At 69.9% G+C, this 15765-nt stretch carries 9 protein-coding genes; 4 read left to right on the top strand and 5 right to left on the bottom strand.

From position 1 onward, the window contains the following. Positions 1-44: 44 nt before the first annotated feature. The 3 genes from NNI01S_RS08870 to NNI01S_RS08860 form a co-directional block, all read right to left on the bottom strand. Positions 45-1124 carry a DUF4129 domain-containing protein gene (locus NNI01S_RS08870; RefSeq protein WP_063019348.1) on the bottom strand — a complete coding sequence of 360 codons (1080 nt, stop codon included), beginning with the start codon at positions 1122-1124 and terminating at the stop codon, positions 45-47. Continuing rightward, the gene (locus NNI01S_RS08865) at positions 1121-1918 is read right to left on the bottom strand and encodes a hypothetical protein (protein WP_245676036.1); all 798 of its coding nucleotides are present in this window, start codon (positions 1916-1918) and stop codon (positions 1121-1123) included. The genes NNI01S_RS08870 and NNI01S_RS08865 overlap by 4 nt, the downstream gene beginning before the upstream one ends. 91 nt (positions 1919-2009) lie before the next feature. After that, positions 2010-2549 (bottom strand): TetR/AcrR family transcriptional regulator, encoded by a 540-nt coding sequence (locus NNI01S_RS08860; RefSeq protein WP_063019346.1) that lies wholly within the window; start codon positions 2547-2549, stop codon positions 2010-2012. Between the two features lie 84 nt (positions 2550-2633). Between NNI01S_RS08860 and NNI01S_RS08855 the strand changes: the two genes are divergently transcribed. Next, positions 2634-4169, top strand: coding sequence for an MFS transporter (locus tag NNI01S_RS08855; RefSeq protein WP_063019344.1), 1536 nt, complete (start codon positions 2634-2636; stop codon positions 4167-4169). A gap of 91 nt (positions 4170-4260) precedes the next feature. Here the strand turns inward: NNI01S_RS08855 and NNI01S_RS08850 are convergent, their stop codons facing one another. Both NNI01S_RS08850 and NNI01S_RS08845 read right to left on the bottom strand, forming a co-directional pair. Further along, the gene (locus tag NNI01S_RS08850; RefSeq protein ID WP_063019342.1) at positions 4261-5811 is read right to left on the bottom strand and encodes an adenylate/guanylate cyclase domain-containing protein; all 1551 of its coding nucleotides are present in this window, start codon (positions 5809-5811) and stop codon (positions 4261-4263) included. 286 nt (positions 5812-6097) lie between these two features. After that, a complete protein-coding gene (locus NNI01S_RS08845) occupies positions 6098-7801 on the bottom strand; it encodes a DUF4407 domain-containing protein (RefSeq protein ID WP_063019340.1) in 1704 nt (567 codons plus the stop codon). A gap of 225 nt (positions 7802-8026) precedes the next feature. Here NNI01S_RS08845 and NNI01S_RS08840 point away from each other — a divergent pair, with 225 nt between their 5' ends. The 3 genes from NNI01S_RS08840 to NNI01S_RS08830 all read left to right on the top strand — a co-directional run bounded on the left by NNI01S_RS08840 (position 8027) and on the right by NNI01S_RS08830 (position 15456). Continuing rightward, positions 8027-8602, top strand: coding sequence for a chorismate mutase (locus NNI01S_RS08840; protein WP_063019338.1), 576 nt, complete (start codon positions 8027-8029; stop codon positions 8600-8602). A 739-nt stretch (positions 8603-9341) separates the two neighbouring features. Continuing rightward, complete coding sequence (gene gltB, locus NNI01S_RS08835; RefSeq protein WP_063019335.1) at positions 9342-13994, top strand: glutamate synthase large subunit; 4653 nt, start codon at positions 9342-9344, stop codon at positions 13992-13994. After that, positions 13987-15456 (top strand): glutamate synthase subunit beta, encoded by a 1470-nt coding sequence (locus NNI01S_RS08830; protein WP_063019333.1) that lies wholly within the window; start codon positions 13987-13989, stop codon positions 15454-15456. Before gltB ends, NNI01S_RS08830 begins: the two co-directional genes overlap by 8 nt. Positions 15457-15765 lie beyond the last annotated feature (309 nt).

The following is a 15765-nucleotide window of genomic DNA, read 5'->3' as shown; positions in this document are numbered from 1 at the left end:
GTTCCCGCATGCCATGGGCCGGGTGCGGTTCGGGCAAGGGCGTCTCATCCGACCTCCGATTCGATCCATTCGAGCTGGGCGGCCACCACCTGAAGCGTCGCCGGATCGGGCACGGGGTCGAACAGGGCCGCGCCGATCTGGGCGGGGTGGGCTCCGATGCGCGTAGCGACAACGGCGACGATCCGGTCCGGCGGGGTGTCGGCCGTGATGCCGAGCGGGGTGCGGATGCGGCGCAGCGTAGCTGCCCGCAGTTTCCCGGCCACATGGTCGTGGTCTTTCGAGCGGCGGTACAGGGCGGCCTGCCCGGCGAGCAGTTCGTTCGCCGCCACCTCGACGGGGCGGGGCTCGCGCACCAGGGCGCCCCGCCTGCGGGCACGCCACCACACCACCAGTGCGGCGGCGATCAGGAACTGCACCCCGCCGTAGAAGACCGGCGCGGGCAGCCGGTCCCAGATCGGGTCGTCCCCCGCTCCGAAGCCGGGCGCGTCCGGCGGAGGGACGTCGGGCAGGTCCGGTGGCGGTTGCGGCGGCGGCGCGGGAGGCGCGGTCGGCGCGCCGCAGGCTTGCAGGACGCCGTAGACCAGCAGCAGCAAAGCGGCCGCCGCGGCGAGCCCCGCCCAGAATCGGGGGTCGCGCAGCAGATTCGGCAGCGGCGGCAGCCTGCGCCCGGTGCGCGGCGCCTTCTCCACCGCCTCGATATCCACCGGTTCCGGAGCGGGTGGCGGCGCGGAAGCGGAGAACCGGTCGGCGTATTCCAGCCTGCGGTATTCGTCCTCGGTGGCGCGGCGTCCGCCGTAGACCACCTCGTCGAAACTGTGCGCGGCGGGCTGGATTTCGGTGGCGGTCTCGAGCGGTAGCGCGGTGGTCACGTCGTCGGCGGTTTCCCGCGCGGTGCGTGACCGCCGCACCTCCAGCACACCGCCCTGTTCCAGGCCGCGCAGCACGGCGCGGAAGCGTTCGCGCAGGGCCCGGTCGAAATCCCGATGTCGTGCGGCCGATTCGGCGGCGGCGCGATGATCGGCGGCCGCGCCGAGCCGTGGCGTGCCGGGCGCCGTATCGTGCGGTGTGCCTTCGGTCGGCGCGACCTCGGCCCACGGGTGTTCCGGCGGAACGGGATGGCTCATCGCGCCTCCTGCCTGCGGACGCGAATGTCCAATCCCTCCCTGCGGCACCGGCGGTCGACGTAGCACACGACTCGCGAGGAACCCTCGACCACTTCGCCGAACGCCGTCAGCAGCAGCACCGCCGATGTGGTCAGCACGATCACCGGCCATCGATGGGTGCCGGAGAAGTCGGAGACGAACAGCGGAATGGCCAGCAGCGGCACCGCCAGCAGCGTGAACAGGGCGCGCTGGGCGATCCACAGCCCGGTGGTCGGCCACTCCGCGCCCTCGGCGAGCAGTTTCGCCCGCGCGATCGCGTCCCGGTGCGACGTGCGCTCGACGAACAGCACCGGCACCGCGACCCAGCGGCCCGCGCGCAGCCGGCCGAGCCAGATCGCCGCGAGCGGCAGCGTCACGATCAGCACACTGCCCACGGTCAGCACGGCGACGCCCACCACGGTGAAAAACAGCTGGAACAGCAGCAACGGGCCGAGTGTCGCACCGAATCGACGCAGCGCGGTACGGCGGCCGATCGGCGCTCCGCCGACGGTCGCGAGCCCCAAGGCCACGGTCGTACCGCGTAACACCAAGCGCAGCAACCACGCACAGGTCGCGGTGGACAGGATCGCCGCCCACGCGGTGCCCGTGTCGGAACCGTCGGTCAGCTCGGAGACGGCCGCGGTCACCGCGACCACCACGGCCTCGGCGAGGACCAGGCCCGGCACGCTCAGGCCGGCCAAGGCGCGGACGTTCGCCTGGATCAGCGCGAACGGCACATCGAGCAGTTCACGGAAACTCAGCGGTCGGATCGGCACCGTCGTTCCAGGAGACCCCGGTACCGGATCTGTTCCCGCCCCGACGGCGCCGGCCGGTTCGGCGGCTGGCAGCACGGGCCGAGTCTAGCCGTCAGGGCCGCAGTAAGCGGTCCACCACCTGCCGGTAGCGAACCGGATCGATGGGCGGGAGGCCGAGCAGCGCGCGCAGGTACACGCCGTCACCGACCAACCGGATGAGGTCGGCCTGAACCGGGTCGTCGACCTCCTCGTCCAAACCGTCGGACCAGGAGTTCATCATCTCGACGAGCGCCTGCTGCACCTCGTCGGGTTCCGGGGTGGCGTCGATGGTGCGCATGGTCGCGAGCATGGACCGGTAGAGCTCGAGTTCGACCGCTTCGGCCGAGTTGTCCGGGTTCGGAGTCTGCAGGTACCACTCGGCTACCGAGCCGCCCTTGGCGACCGCGGTGTCCAGTTGCTTGCCCGCACGGTCGGCCAGCCTGCGGACCAGGCCCGCCAGCAGCGCGTCCTTGCTCTTGAAGTGATAGAGCAAGCCGCCTTTGGAGACGCCGGCGGTGGCCGCGACGTTCTCCAGAGTCACCTGCGACATGCCTTTTTCCAGCAGCAAGGTCTCGAGCGCGTCCAGGATGCGGTCGCGGGTGTCAGCTGTCACGCGGCCGACTATACCGTCCGGACGGTTGGGTGAGTACTATACCGTCTGGACGGTAAAAAACAGACGACGGAAGTCGAGAAAGTCATGACCCCCCAGACCGCGCCCATCGCACGATCGGCCACCACCGCACCCCGCGCGGGAGCCCGCGAGTGGGCGGGATTGTCGGTGCTCGCGCTCGCCCTGCTCCTGCTCGCCGTCGACGCGACGGTGCTCGACCTGGCCGTGCCCGCGATCAGCGCCGATCTCGCGCCCACCACGCCGCAACTGCTGTGGATCATCGACGTCTACTCGTTCGTGCTGGCCGGGTTGCTCGTCGTCATGGGCAACCTGGGCGACCGGATCGGGCGGCGCAGGCTGCTGCTGCTCGGCGCGGCCGGATTCGGCTTCGCTTCGGTGCTGGCTGCCTGGTCCGTGACGCCGGAAATGCTCATCGCGGCGCGGGTGCTGCAGGGTGTCGCCGGCGCGACGCTGATGCCCGCGACGCTGGCCCTGATCAGGTCGATGTTCCTCGATCCGCGGCAGCGCACGGTCGCGATCGCGGTGTGGAGCGCGATGGCGGGCGGTGGCGCCGCGGCGGGACCGCTGCTGGGTGGCTGGCTGCTCGAGCACTATTGGTGGGGCTCGGTGTTCCTGGTGAACCTGCCGGTCATGCTGGTGCTGATCGGGCTTGGGCCGGTGCTGATCCCGGAATCGCGCGATCCGAAGCCCGGTCGCTTCGACCTGCCGAGTGCCGCGCTGTCGATGCTCGCGCTGGTGCCCGTCGTGTACGCGGTGAAGGAATTCGCGGCCCACGGTCCGAGCGTGCGGTCCGCCCTGATCTGCGTGCTCGGCCTGCTGGCCGGCGTGTTGTTCGTCCGCAGGCAGCGGCGGCTGGCACAACCGATGCTGGACTTGGCGCTGTTCGCGCTGCCGAAGTTCCGCACGGCCGTGCTGACCAATCTGCTCGCGGTGTTCGCGCTGGCGGGCGTGCTGTTCTTCGGCTCGCAGTACCTCCAGTTGGTGCTGGGGCGCTCCCCGATGCAAGCGGGGTTGCTGCTGCTGCCCGGCCTGTCCGCCGGGATGATCGGTGCACTCGCCGCGGCCTGGTTGGTGCGGCGGCTGCCGCCGGGCACGGTGCTCGGCGGCGCGCTGCTCACGGCGGCGGTAGGGGCGGCCCTGTTCGGTCTGGTGAGTCCCGATGCCGGCGCCAGTACAACGCCGTTCGTGCTCGGTTTTCTGTTCATCGGGGCGGGCGTCGGGGTCGCGCTGACCGTGTCCTCGGATCTGGTGGTCGGCTCGGCGCCCCCGGAGCGCGCGGGCGCGGCCGCCGCGGTGTCGGAGACCGCCTACGAGACCGGTATCGCGCTGGGCGTCGCGATCCTCGGCAGCGTCGTCATGGCGATCTTCCGCAACGGTCTCGATCCCGCTCACGTACCGAGCGACCGGATGGACGCGGCCTCGGAATCACTGGGCGCCGCGACGACCTACGCGCGGGAACTGCCGGAGGCCGCCGGCAACGCGTTCCTCGTCTCGGTGCACGAGTCCTTCATCTCGGGCATCCACGTCGCGGCCGTCGGCACCACCTCGATCCTGCTGCTCGCCGCGCTGGTGGCGTTCCGGTTGCGGGCCGCGCACGGCTGAGGTCCCGGGCGCGGCCGTACGGCGCTGCCCGGCTCCGTGGCCCGCGAAGACGCCCGTACCCCACGTACGTCACTGAACCGGGTCGCGGGCGTCAGGCCGGGCGGGCGAGCCGGGTCGGTGTGAGGCGGCCGCGGAGGGTGACGGATCGGCCGAGCTGCCAGTGCCGGGCTTCGGGCGCGTCGGCGGCTTCGATCGTGGTGCCGGAGGCGAGCAGCAGGCCGTCCTGCTTGGCCAGCTCGCACAGGCGGGCGGCCTCGTTGACCGCGTCGCCGATGACGGTGAACTCATAGCGCTGGTGCGCGCCGACATTGCCCGCGACCACCCGGCCCGCGGCCACGCCGATGGCCGCGACGAAGTCGGTGGCGGTGCTGTCGAGCCGGGCCCGGATCGCGCGGGCCGTGGCCAGCGCCGCACCCGCGGCGTCGGACAGCGGAGCGGGCGTGCCGAAGACGGCGAGGGCCGCATCACCCTCGAACTTGTTGACCAGCCCCCCGTGGCGCTCCACCTCGTCCACCACGATGCCGAAGAACCGGTTGAGAATGGCGACCATCTCCGGTGCGGGGATGGTCGCGGCCATCGTCGTCGAGCCGACGATGTCGATGAACAGGGCCGCCGCGTCGGTCTCCACGCCGCCCAGCGCCGGGTCACCCGCCAGCGCGGCCGCGGCTACCTCGCGCCCGACATGCCTGCCGAACAGATCCCTGATCTGCTCCCGCTCGCGCAGCCCCTCCACCATGTGGTTGAAACCGCTCTGCAGCTCACCCAATTCGGTGCCGTCGTACACGGCCAGCGCGACATCGAGATCGCCGTCCTCCACCTGGCGCATCGCACGGCGCACGCCGAGGATGGGAGCGACGGTCGCGGCCAGGGTCTGGGTCATCAGCAGCAGACCGAAGATGAGCGTCGCGCCGCCGAGCGACAGCACGCACACCGCCAGTCGCGCCTTGGTGACGTCGGCCATCGTGAGCGCGAGCACCGCCAGCACCATCATCCCGGCGACCGGTACGCCCGAACCGACCACCCAGACCACCAGCGAGCGGCCGAAGACGCCGATGCCGCGGCGGCGACCGGAAGCCGCGGCTTCCAGCACCCGGGCGGTGACGGGCCGCAGCGCGAACTCGATGATCAGGTAGCTGTTCGCGCACACCACGACGGCGCTGATCGCGATGCCGAATGCCACCTTCGGGATCAGCCGCGGTTCGGCCAGGCCGTACAGCGTGGTCAGCAGCACGAGTCCGCCGAACCACAACAGCGCTTGGTCGCGCACCAGTCTGCGCGGAACCGCCGTGGCCGCGGCCTGCTCCTCCTCGGTCGGCACGCGCTCCGGGTCGGTCGCCCACCGCAGCGCGCGCAATTCGCGGGTGGTTCCCCACCACAGCCCGATCAACAGCGCACAGGTCGCGTACAGCGGTGCGGCGAGCACGTCGAGGAGCAACAGATCGCGGGTGAACACCGACGGACCCGGCAGGACGAAGCCGACCAGGACGATCGACACGACCATGCCCGTCAGATTGCCCAGCAAGGTGGGCACGGTGAGCAACAGTTGGACGCGGAGGCGTCGCAGCCCCGACGACTCCTCGGCGGACCCGAGCAAGCGTGACCCCCACGGCGCCGCGGCGAGCGTCACCTCCCTGTGTTGCATGGGTGCAGCGTAAGCGGAGGCGGGGCGCGCCGCCGTAGGTCGCGGTGACCCACAGGTGAGACCGGCGCCTCGGTCCAGGACGTGTCCGACCGGTCCGCCGAAGGCTGGGCTGGACGCCGCGGGCTCCGAGCAACCGGATGAGCATGGCAGCAACACTTCAGCCCGCACGCTGGTTCACGGATGAGTCGCGAGGCAAGCGGCCGCCGCCCTCGCCGGGTACGGCCGCCCGGAATGCGGAAAGCGCTGCTGCGGCAGCTGCCCCGGATTGCTTGCCTCGGCGATGCGGTCAGCGCCCAGGCGGCAGTTCGCGGCGGCTGGGCTCGGGGAGTTCGGGGCGGTGGTGGCCCGGCAGCTCGTCCCGGCGGGTGCCGGTGGGCAGGCCGTAGCCCGCCGCGCCGGTGGGCGGAAGCGAGGAGTAGCGCGGGACGTGCGCGGAGTAGTCGGCGTCCACGACGGTGGAGGCGATGTGCTGGGCGTGCGCGATCTCGGGCGCGCCCGGCTGCAATTGGTAGCCGACGGCCTGCGGATGTGAGGTCTGGCCGTCGACGGTGACCTTGCGGGTGCGCCGCAGCGTGAAGGTGATCTCCTCGACTTCTTCGAACGCCTGCCGCGCGGTGCGCAACGGATGCGTCGCCGTATCGATCGCGTTGGCCACGAACGAGGGCACCAGCGGCCGGATGAAACGCGCCGCGGTGTCGGTGAACGGAATCGTGCCGATCAGCGGCAGTTCGAGGCCGCCTCCGCCGCCGGGCGCGGCCGGTGCGGACGCGACGGCGGGCGCGACCGGATGTACGGCGGCGGGAGCGGGTAGGTTCGGCGTCGCCTCGTCGGGCACGGCGCTGTCCTTTCGGTCGTCCGCCGCTGCGGCGGGAAGTTCGGGGCGGCGCGGCGGCTCGGTGATGCCTATCTCGATGCCGCCGATGGCCGCGATGATGCGGGTGCGCTGGCGCTCCCGGTCGATGGCCGTGTCCGCCTCGACGGCGAGGCGGGCGGCGGTGAGTTCCTGCTCGGCGCGCAGCGTCTCCGCCTCGGCGCGCACTTCGGCCTGCTTGACCGCGATCACCGCGTCGGCTTCCCGCTCGGCGCGGTCGTGCACCGTGCGGGCCGCGTTGTGCCGGTCGAACGAAGTCTCCCCACGCCACCAGCGCAGCACCAGCGGCAGCAGGGCCAGCGCGACGAAAGCCACGATGATGAGAATGCGCAGGGGAAGTGCGTCGCGCACCGTGTAGTCGTTCATGGCTTGCCAGCGCGCGCCGAGGCCGCGGTCGGCGTCGTCGAAGGCGGCCGTGCGTGCGGCCGACAGGGCGTCCTGGTCGGCGTCGATCCTGCGATCCGCGGCGTCTACCCGGCCCTGCGCGGTCGCGAGCTGCTTGCGGGCGTCGTCGAGCATGGCGTTGGCCGTCTGCGCCTCCGGCCCGCGGCCGGGCACGCCGGTGATCCTGGTTCGCGGGCACTCCGGAGTCGGGTTGATTTCGCAGCGGGCGATCACCAAGGCGTGATCGATATCGTTCTGGGCCATGGCGATCGCCTGTTCGAGCGCGGCCCGGTCGGCTTTCGCCCGGTCGAGTTCCGCCTGCGCCGCGACGACCCGCGGCGCGGTATCGAGCGAGCGCTGTGCCTTCTCGTCCAGCAGCCGGTCGACGGATCCGCTGAACAGCACGATCGCGGCGAGTTCGGCGAGCAACCCGCCTGCGAGCACCGCGACGGCGAGACGCGCGATCAGACCGAGCCGATCGGGTCCTCCACCGGACCGGGCCGTGGCCAGCGCCCGGGCGAGCGCGCCGGTGAGCGCGGCGACCACGACGCCTGCCGCCAGCGCCGCCCACCACGGCCAGGCGGAGGCCGCGGCCAGGGCGGTGACAACACCGGAGATCGTCCCGAACAACAGCACGACCGCGCCCGTGACGGCGTAGCCGCCACGCTCATGACGATCGGTGATCGCGCTGTCGCGGCCCCCTCCGAGCCAGGTGAACATGCTGGTGACGGTCATCGGAAGGCACATCCTCTACGTCCCAGGCGCTGACACGGGCGCGACGAAACTGTCACGGATTCGTTGTGACAGCGTGACAGGCTTCCCGGGCGCGCAGCGAGCAGGGAAGGCTGGATGTGGCCAGGCTCACAGGTCATTCGGGCGTCGTCTGGGGCTCCGTGGGCGAAGGCGCCTACGCTGGCGCGGTGATTCGTTTCCGTGCGGGGGGTCCCAGGAGGTCACGGCGTGCGCAGAATCGGGTTGACGCTGCTGGCCGCGGCGCTGCTGATGTGGCCGGCTAGCGCGGACGCCGCACCGGACGACCGGCCGCTCGACCGGCTGGTCGCGCTGGTGATCGAGCGGCTGGACACCGCGGACGCCGTCGCCGCTGCGAAGTGGGTGGCGGCGGGCGAGCTCGGCACGGAGCCCGCCATCGACGACCCGGCCAGGGAGGCGGAAGTCTACGACTCGATGGCTCGCCTCGGCAACGGTCGTGACCTGCCGGAGCGCTGGGTGCGCCAGGTTTTCTTCGGGCAGGTCGAGGCCAACAAGACGGTGCAGCGCGGACTGATGCTGCAGTGGCGCTTCGACCCGGCCGCGGCGCCAGCTACGCCCGCGGGCCTGGCCGCCGTGCGCCCGATCATCGATCGGGTGAACGTCGAGATCCTCGACCAGCTCGACCTGCGCCGAGCCGAGCTGACCGCGCCGGATTGCGCGGAGCGGTTGGCGCGCAGCGTCTTCGGCGTGTTCACCACCGGCCACGGTGACGCTTTGCATCGTGCCGCGCTGGTGCGGGCCGCCGTGTCCCTGTGCCCGTCGTAGACCGCGTCGGGGCGGCCCCGCGGCGTCGCGTCGGAAGGATGTGTCCAACACCACTTCCCGATATTTGCTGGTTATGTGCTGAATGACACAGAGAGCAAAAGAGGCCGGACGGTCGGATCACATTCATGGCTTGTCACGCCCGTGTCGGAAATATCTCAGCGGCCCGATCGCCGAGTTAGCCGCTGCCGCTTGGTTTGCCGCGTAGCGAACCGGGGAAATCCACTTCGACGCAGGTGAGGGCGGTTTCCGGGCTTCGTGAGGAAAGTCTCGGGTGGGTGTCGCGCGCCGGTTTCCCCAGCTGGCACCGGGTGCCATGGGGATCGATCGCACGGCACTCGCTGCTTTACACTGGACAACGCGCACACGTGGAGGACCGAATGCAGAAGCCCAGCTAAACCTGGTTATTAGTACTACCTAAGTTGGTTGGGCCCTGGACCTGACTTATCGTTTGCTCTTACGCCGAACACAGAACGTTCGGCTACCTCGCCCGCTCGGGCAGCCCTAGCCAGGTGCTCAGCGTAGCGGGCGAGCACCCGCTCGGAGGTAAGGATCTTGTTAGGGATCCGTTACCGAAGGGCACCCACTACGTCACAGAAGCGGGTGGAGACAACTGCAGACCTGACTGCACGCCGAAGACCATCAGCGCGGCTGGCTTCGGAACGTACGGGCGCAGTCTTGTACGGAGGCGTTCGGCGAAAGGCCGTTTTCTTCGAAGGCCGACTTTCTTGAAGGCAGAGGCATGACGCAACTTCCTGGCCACCGGTCACCTGGACCCATCGGGCTCTACGACCCGGCGAACGAGCACGACGCCTGCGGCGTCGCATTCGTCGTCGACATGCACGGCCGCCGCAGCCGCGACATCGTCGACAAGGCTATTACGGCTCTGTTGAACCTGGAGCACCGTGGCGCCGCGGGCGCCGAGCCCAACAGCGGTGACGGTGCGGGCATCCTGATCCAGGTCCCGGACCGCTTCTTCCGCGCCATCGTGGACTTCGAGTTGCCGCCGGAGGGCTCCTACGCCACCGGCATCGCCTTCCTGCCGCAGGCCCGTCGCGAAGCCGCGCGCGCCGCCTACGGCGTGGAGAAGATCGTCAAGGAAGAGGGCCTCGAGGTCCTCGGCTGGCGCGAGGTCCCGATCGACGAGACGTCGCTGGGCGCGCTGGCGCGCGACGCCATGCCGAGCTTCCGGCAGATCTTCATCGCCTCGCCGAAGAACGCTTCCGATCCGCTGTCGGATATGGATCTGGAGCGTCGCGCCTACGTGGTGCGCAAGCGGGTCGAGCGCGAGCTGGGGTCGGCCGGAGCCGGTGAGGGTGCGGTCGGCAGGGAGTCGGTCTACTTCCCGAGCCTGTCGGGCCAGACCTTCGTCTACAAGGGCATGTTCACCACGCCGCAGCTGCGCGCGTTCTACCTGGACCTGCAGGACTCCCGGGTGGAGAGCGCCCTGGGCATCGTGCACTCCCGGTTCTCCACCAACACCTTCCCGTCCTGGCCGCTGGCGCACCCGTTCCGCCGGGTGGCGCACAACGGTGAGATCAACACCGTCACCGGCAACGAGAACTGGATGCGCGCCCGCGAGGCGCTGCTGCGCAGCGACGTGTTCGGCGTCGACTCCGCGGGCAAGAACCGGCTGGAGAAGATCTTCCCCGTCTGTACCCCGGGGGCGAGCGACACCGCCCGGTTCGACGAGGTGCTGGAACTGCTGCACCTCGGCGGCCGCAGCTTGCCCCACGCCGTGCTGATGATGATTCCCGAGGCCTGGGAACGCAACGAGACCATGGACCCGCAGCGGCGGGCGTTCTACGAGTACCACTCGATGCTGATGGAGCCGTGGGACGGCCCCGCGTCGGTGTGCTTCACCGACGGCACCGTCGTCGGCGCCGTCCTCGACCGCAACGGCCTGCGGCCGAGCCGCATCTGGGTGACCGACGACGGCCTGGTCGTGATGGCCTCCGAGGTCGGCGTGCTCGACATCGACCCGTCCAAGGTGGTCCAGAAGGCGCGCCTGCAGCCCGGCCGCATGTTCCTGGTCGACACCGCCCAGGGCCGCATCGTCGGCGACGAGGAGGTCAAGTCCCAGCTCGCCGCGGAGCACCCGTACCAGCAGTGGCTGGACGCGGGCGTCTCCCGCCTCGCCGACCTGCCCGACCGCCCGCACGTGCACATGTCGCACGACCGCGTGCTGATCCGCCAGCAGATCTTCGGGTACACCACCGAGGAGCTCAACCTGCTGATCTCGCCGATGGCCAAGACCGGCGGCGAAGCGCTCGGCTCGATGGGCACCGACACCCCGATCGCGGTGCTGTCGGCGCGTCCGCGCCTGCTGTTCGACTACTTCTCCCAGCTGTTCGCGCAGGTCACCAACCCGCCGCTGGACGCGATCCGGGAAGAAGTGGTCACCAGCCTCAAGCGCAACATCGGCCCGGAGGCCGACCTGCTGCACCCGGGGCCCGAGTCCTGCAACATGATCGCGCTGGAGCAGCCGATCCTGGACAACGACGAGCTGGCCAAGCTCGTGCACATCAACGACGACGGATCGCACCCGGAGCTGCGCTCGGTGGTCGTGCGCGGCCTGTACCCGGTGAAGAAGGGCGGCAAGGGCCTGCGCAAGGCGCTGGAGGCGATCAACACCCAGGTGTCGGCCGCCATCGACGGCGGCGCGCGGATCATCGTGCTGTCCGACCGCGAGTCCAACGAGAAGCTGGCGCCGATCCCGTCGCTGCTGCTGACCTCCTCGGTGCACCACCACCTGGTGCGCGAGCGCACCCGCACCAAGGTCGGCCTGGTCGTGGAGGCCGGTGACGCCCGCGAGGTGCACCACATGGCCACCCTGGTCGGCTTCGGCGCCGCCGCGATCAACCCCTACATGGCCTTCGAGACCATCGAGGACATGCTCGAGCGCGGCGCGCTGGAACTGCCGGGCAGCACCGGCGACCTGGCCGCCGACTACCGCAAGGCGGTCGCCAACTACAACAAGGCCGCGGGCAAGGGCGTGCTGAAGGTGATGTCCAAGATGGGCATCTCCACGCTGGCCTCCTACAACGGCGCCCAGCTGTTCCAGGTGATCGGCCTGTCGCAGGAGCTGGTGAACGAGTACTTCACCGGTCTGCGCTCGCATCTGGACGGCATCGGCCTGGACGAGATCGCGGAGGACGTCGCGCAGCGGCACCGGGTCGCGTTCCTGGAGAACCGCAACGAGCGCGCGCACCGCGAACTCGAGGTCGGCGGTGAGTACCAGTGGCGGCGTGAGGGCGAATACCACCTGTTCAACCCGGACACGGTGTTCAAGCTGCAGCACGCCACCCGCTCCGGCCAGTACTCGATCTTCAAGGAGTACACCAAGCTGGTCGACGACCAGTCCGAGCGCCTGGCGTCGCTGCGCGGCCTGTTCAAGTTCAAGGGCAACGCGCGCAGCCCGATCTCGATCGACGAGGTGGAGCCCGCCTCGGAGATCGTGAAGCGTTTCTCCACCGGCGCGATGAGCTACGGCTCCATCTCGGCCGAGGCGCACGAGACCCTGGCGATCGCGATGAACCGGCTCGGCGGCCGGTCGAACTCGGGTGAGGGCGGCGAGTCGCCGTCGCGCTTCGAGCCGGAGGAGAACGGCGACTGGCGGCGCAGCGCCATCAAGCAGGTGGCCTCCGGCCGCTTCGGCGTGACCGCGCACTACCTGACCAACTGCACCGACATCCAGATCAAGATGGCGCAGGGCGCGAAGCCCGGCGAGGGCGGCCAGCTTCCGGCGCACAAGGTGTACCCGTGGGTCGCCGAGGTGCGGCACTCGACGCCGGGCGTCGGCCTCATCTCGCCGCCGCCGCACCACGACATCTACTCGATCGAGGATCTGGCGCAGCTGATCCACGACCTGAAGAACGCCAACCCGCAGGCGCGCATCCACGTGAAGCTGGTCGCGGAGCCGGGCGTCGGCACCGTCGCGGCGGGCGTCTCGAAGGCGCACGCCGACGTCGTGCTGATCTCCGGTCACGACGGCGGCACCGGCGCCTCGCCGCTCACCTCGCTCAAGCACGCGGGCGGTCCCTGGGAGCTCGGCCTGGCCGAGACCCAGCAGACGCTGCTGCTCAACGGCTTGCGCGACCGCATCGTCGTGCAGGTCGACGGCCAGATGAAGACCGGCCGCGACGTGATGATCGCCGCGCTGCTCGGCGCCGAGGAGTACGGCTTCGCCACCGCGCCGCTGGTGGTCTCGGGCTGCATCATGATGCGGGTGTGCCACCTGGACACCTGCCCGGTCGGCGTCGCGACGCAGAACCCGGTGCTGCGCGAACGGTTCACCGGCAAGCCGGAATTCGTCGAGAACTTCTTCCTGTTCATCGCCGAGGAGGTCAGGGAGCTGCTGGCGCAGCTGGGCTTCCGCACGCTGGACGAGGCCATCGGCCGGGTCGACCTGCTCGACACCTCGCGGGCCAAGCAGCACTGGAAGGCCAGCAAGCTGGACCTGTCGCCGATCCTGGACGACGTCGAGACGGCGTTCATGTTCCAGGACCGCCGCTGCACCAAGTCCCAGGACCACGGCCTGGACAAGGCGCTGGACCAGCAGCTGATCGTGCAGAGCCGCGACGCGCTGGAGCGGGGCCAGGCGGTGAAGTTCGAGACCAAGATCACGAACGTGAACCGCACCGTCGGCACCATGCTCGGCCACGAGGTGACCAAGCTCTACGGCGGCGCGGGCCTGCCCGACGACACCATCGACATCACCTTCACCGGGTCGGCGGGCAACAGCTTTGGCGCCTTCGTGCCCGCGGGTATCACGCTGCGCGTGCAGGGTGACGCGAACGACTATGTCGGCAAGGGCCTCTCCGGCGGCCGGCTGGTGGTGCGCCCGTCGCTGAACGCGCCGGGCGAGTTCGCCGCGGAGCGCAACATCATCGCGGGCAACGTGATCCTGTTCGGCGCGACCAGCGGCCAGGTGTTCCTCAGCGGGGTGGTCGGCGAGCGGTTCGCTGTCCGTAACTCCGGCGCCACCGCGGTGGTCGAGGGCGTGGGCGACCACGGCTGCGAGTACATGACCGGTGGCCGGGTGGTCATCCTGGGCGAGACCGGCCGCAACTTCGGCGCCGGTATGTCCGGCGGCGTGGCGTTCGTCTTCGACCCGGAAGGCACCTTCGCGTCGAGGCTCAACCCGGAACAGGCCGACGCCGTCGAGCAGCTGGCCGGTGACGACTTCACCTGGCTGCACGACATCATCACCCAGCACCGTGACCAGACCGGTTCCGTCGTGGCCGAGCGCATTCTGAGCGATTGGTCGCAGCAGGTGAACCACTTCGTGAAGGTCATGCCGCGCGAATACAAGAAGGTTTTGCTCGCCATCTCCGAAGCTGAGAAGAGCGGCAAGGACGTGGACGAGGCGATTATGGAGGCCGCTCGTGGCTGACCCCCAGGGTTTTCTGAAGCACACCGCACGCGAACTGCCCAAGCGGCGGCCGGTGCCGCTGCGCCTGATGGACTGGAAAGAGGTCTACGAGGAGAAGTTCTCCCACGAGACCCTGAGCACCCAGGCCAGCAGGTGCATGGACTGCGGTATCCCGTTCTGCCACAACGGCTGCCCGCTGGGGAACCTGATCCCCGAGTGGAACGACCTGGTGTACAAGGACCGCTGGCGCGAAGGCATCGACCGGCTGCACGCGACCAACAACTTCCCGGAGTTCACCGGGCGGTTGTGTCCGGCGCCGTGCGAGGCGTCCTGCGTGCTCGGCATCAACCAGGATCCGGTCACGATCAAGCAGGTCGAGGTCGAGATCATCGAGAACGCCTTCGACGAGGGCTGGGTGACCCCGGTCTACCCGACCCGCCTCACCGGCAAGAAGGTCGCCGTCGTCGGTTCCGGCCCGGCCGGTCTGGCCGCGGCGCAGCAGCTGACCCGCGCCGGGCACACCGTGACCGTGTTCGAGCGGTCCGACCGCATCGGTGGTCTGCTGCGCTACGGCATCCCGGAATTCAAGATGGAGAAGCGCTTCATCGACCGCCGCCTCGCGCAGATGGAGGCCGAGGGCACCATCTTCAAGACCGGCGTGAACGTGGGCGTCGACATCTCCGCCGAGCAGCTGCGCGAGAAGTTCGACGCGATCGTGCTGGCCGGCGGCGCGACCCTGGCGCGTGACCTGCCGATCCCGGGCCGCGACCTGGACGGCATCCACCAGGCCATGGAGTTCCTGCCCTGGGCCAACCGGGTGCAGCTCGGCGACGATGTCACCGACGACGAGGGCCTGCCGCCCATCCACGCGAAGGGCAAGAAGGTCGTCATCATCGGCGGTGGCGACACCGGCGCCGACTGCCTGGGCACCTCGCACCGGCAGGGCGCGGCCAGCGTGCACCAGTTCGAGATCATGCCCCGTCCCCCGGAGGAGCGGGCCGCGTCCACCCCGTGGCCGACCTACCCGCTGATGTATCGGGTTTCCTCGGCGCACGAGGAGGGCGGCGAGCGGGTGTTCTCGGTGAACACCGAGCGCTTCGTCGGCGCGGATGGCAAGGTGACCGGTCTGGACGCGCACGAGGTCAAGATGGTCAACGGACGGTTCGAGAAGGTGGAGGGCACCGACTTCACCCTCGAGGCCGATCTGGTGCTGCTGGCCATGGGCTTCGTCGGTCCCGAGAAGCCGGGCCTGCTCACCGATCTCGGCGTCGGCTACGACCAGCGCGGCAATGTGCAGCGCGACAAGAACTGGGCGACCAACGTGCCCGGCGTCTTCGTCGCCGGTGACATGGGCCGTGGCCAGTCGCTCATCGTCTGGGCCATCGCCGAGGGCCGCGCCGCGGCCGCGGGCGTGGACCGGTACCTGGAAGGCGAGACCGCCCTCCCGGCGCCGATCACCCCCACCATGGTGGCTCAGCGCTAGGTCCCCTCTCTTACCGGAGCGGAAACGACGGCGCCTGTGGACAACTCGTCCACAGGCGCCTTCGTGCGTCTACGGGACATTCCGCCCCCTCGATTTCCCGGCTTCGAGTCGCACCGGCAACGGAAATCCGACACACTGCAAGGTTCGAATGGCATTGCGGCGTGCGTGGCCTTATTGTGATCTCCGGCGTGCTGCTGATCTTGGGATGCGGTTCTTGGGTGCACGTCATACCGGTCGGGTGATGGTGTTCACCCGGCGTGCACTGGAACGACATCCGGAGAGTTCAGCATTGACGCGGCAACTCGGCGG

Source organism: Nocardia niwae NBRC 108934 = DSM 45340 (assembly GCF_001613465.1).
Lineage (GTDB): Bacteria > Actinomycetota > Actinomycetes > Mycobacteriales > Mycobacteriaceae > Nocardia > Nocardia niwae.
Note: the sequence above shows the minus strand (reverse complement) of the source record. Positions and strands in the feature narration are given on the sequence as shown.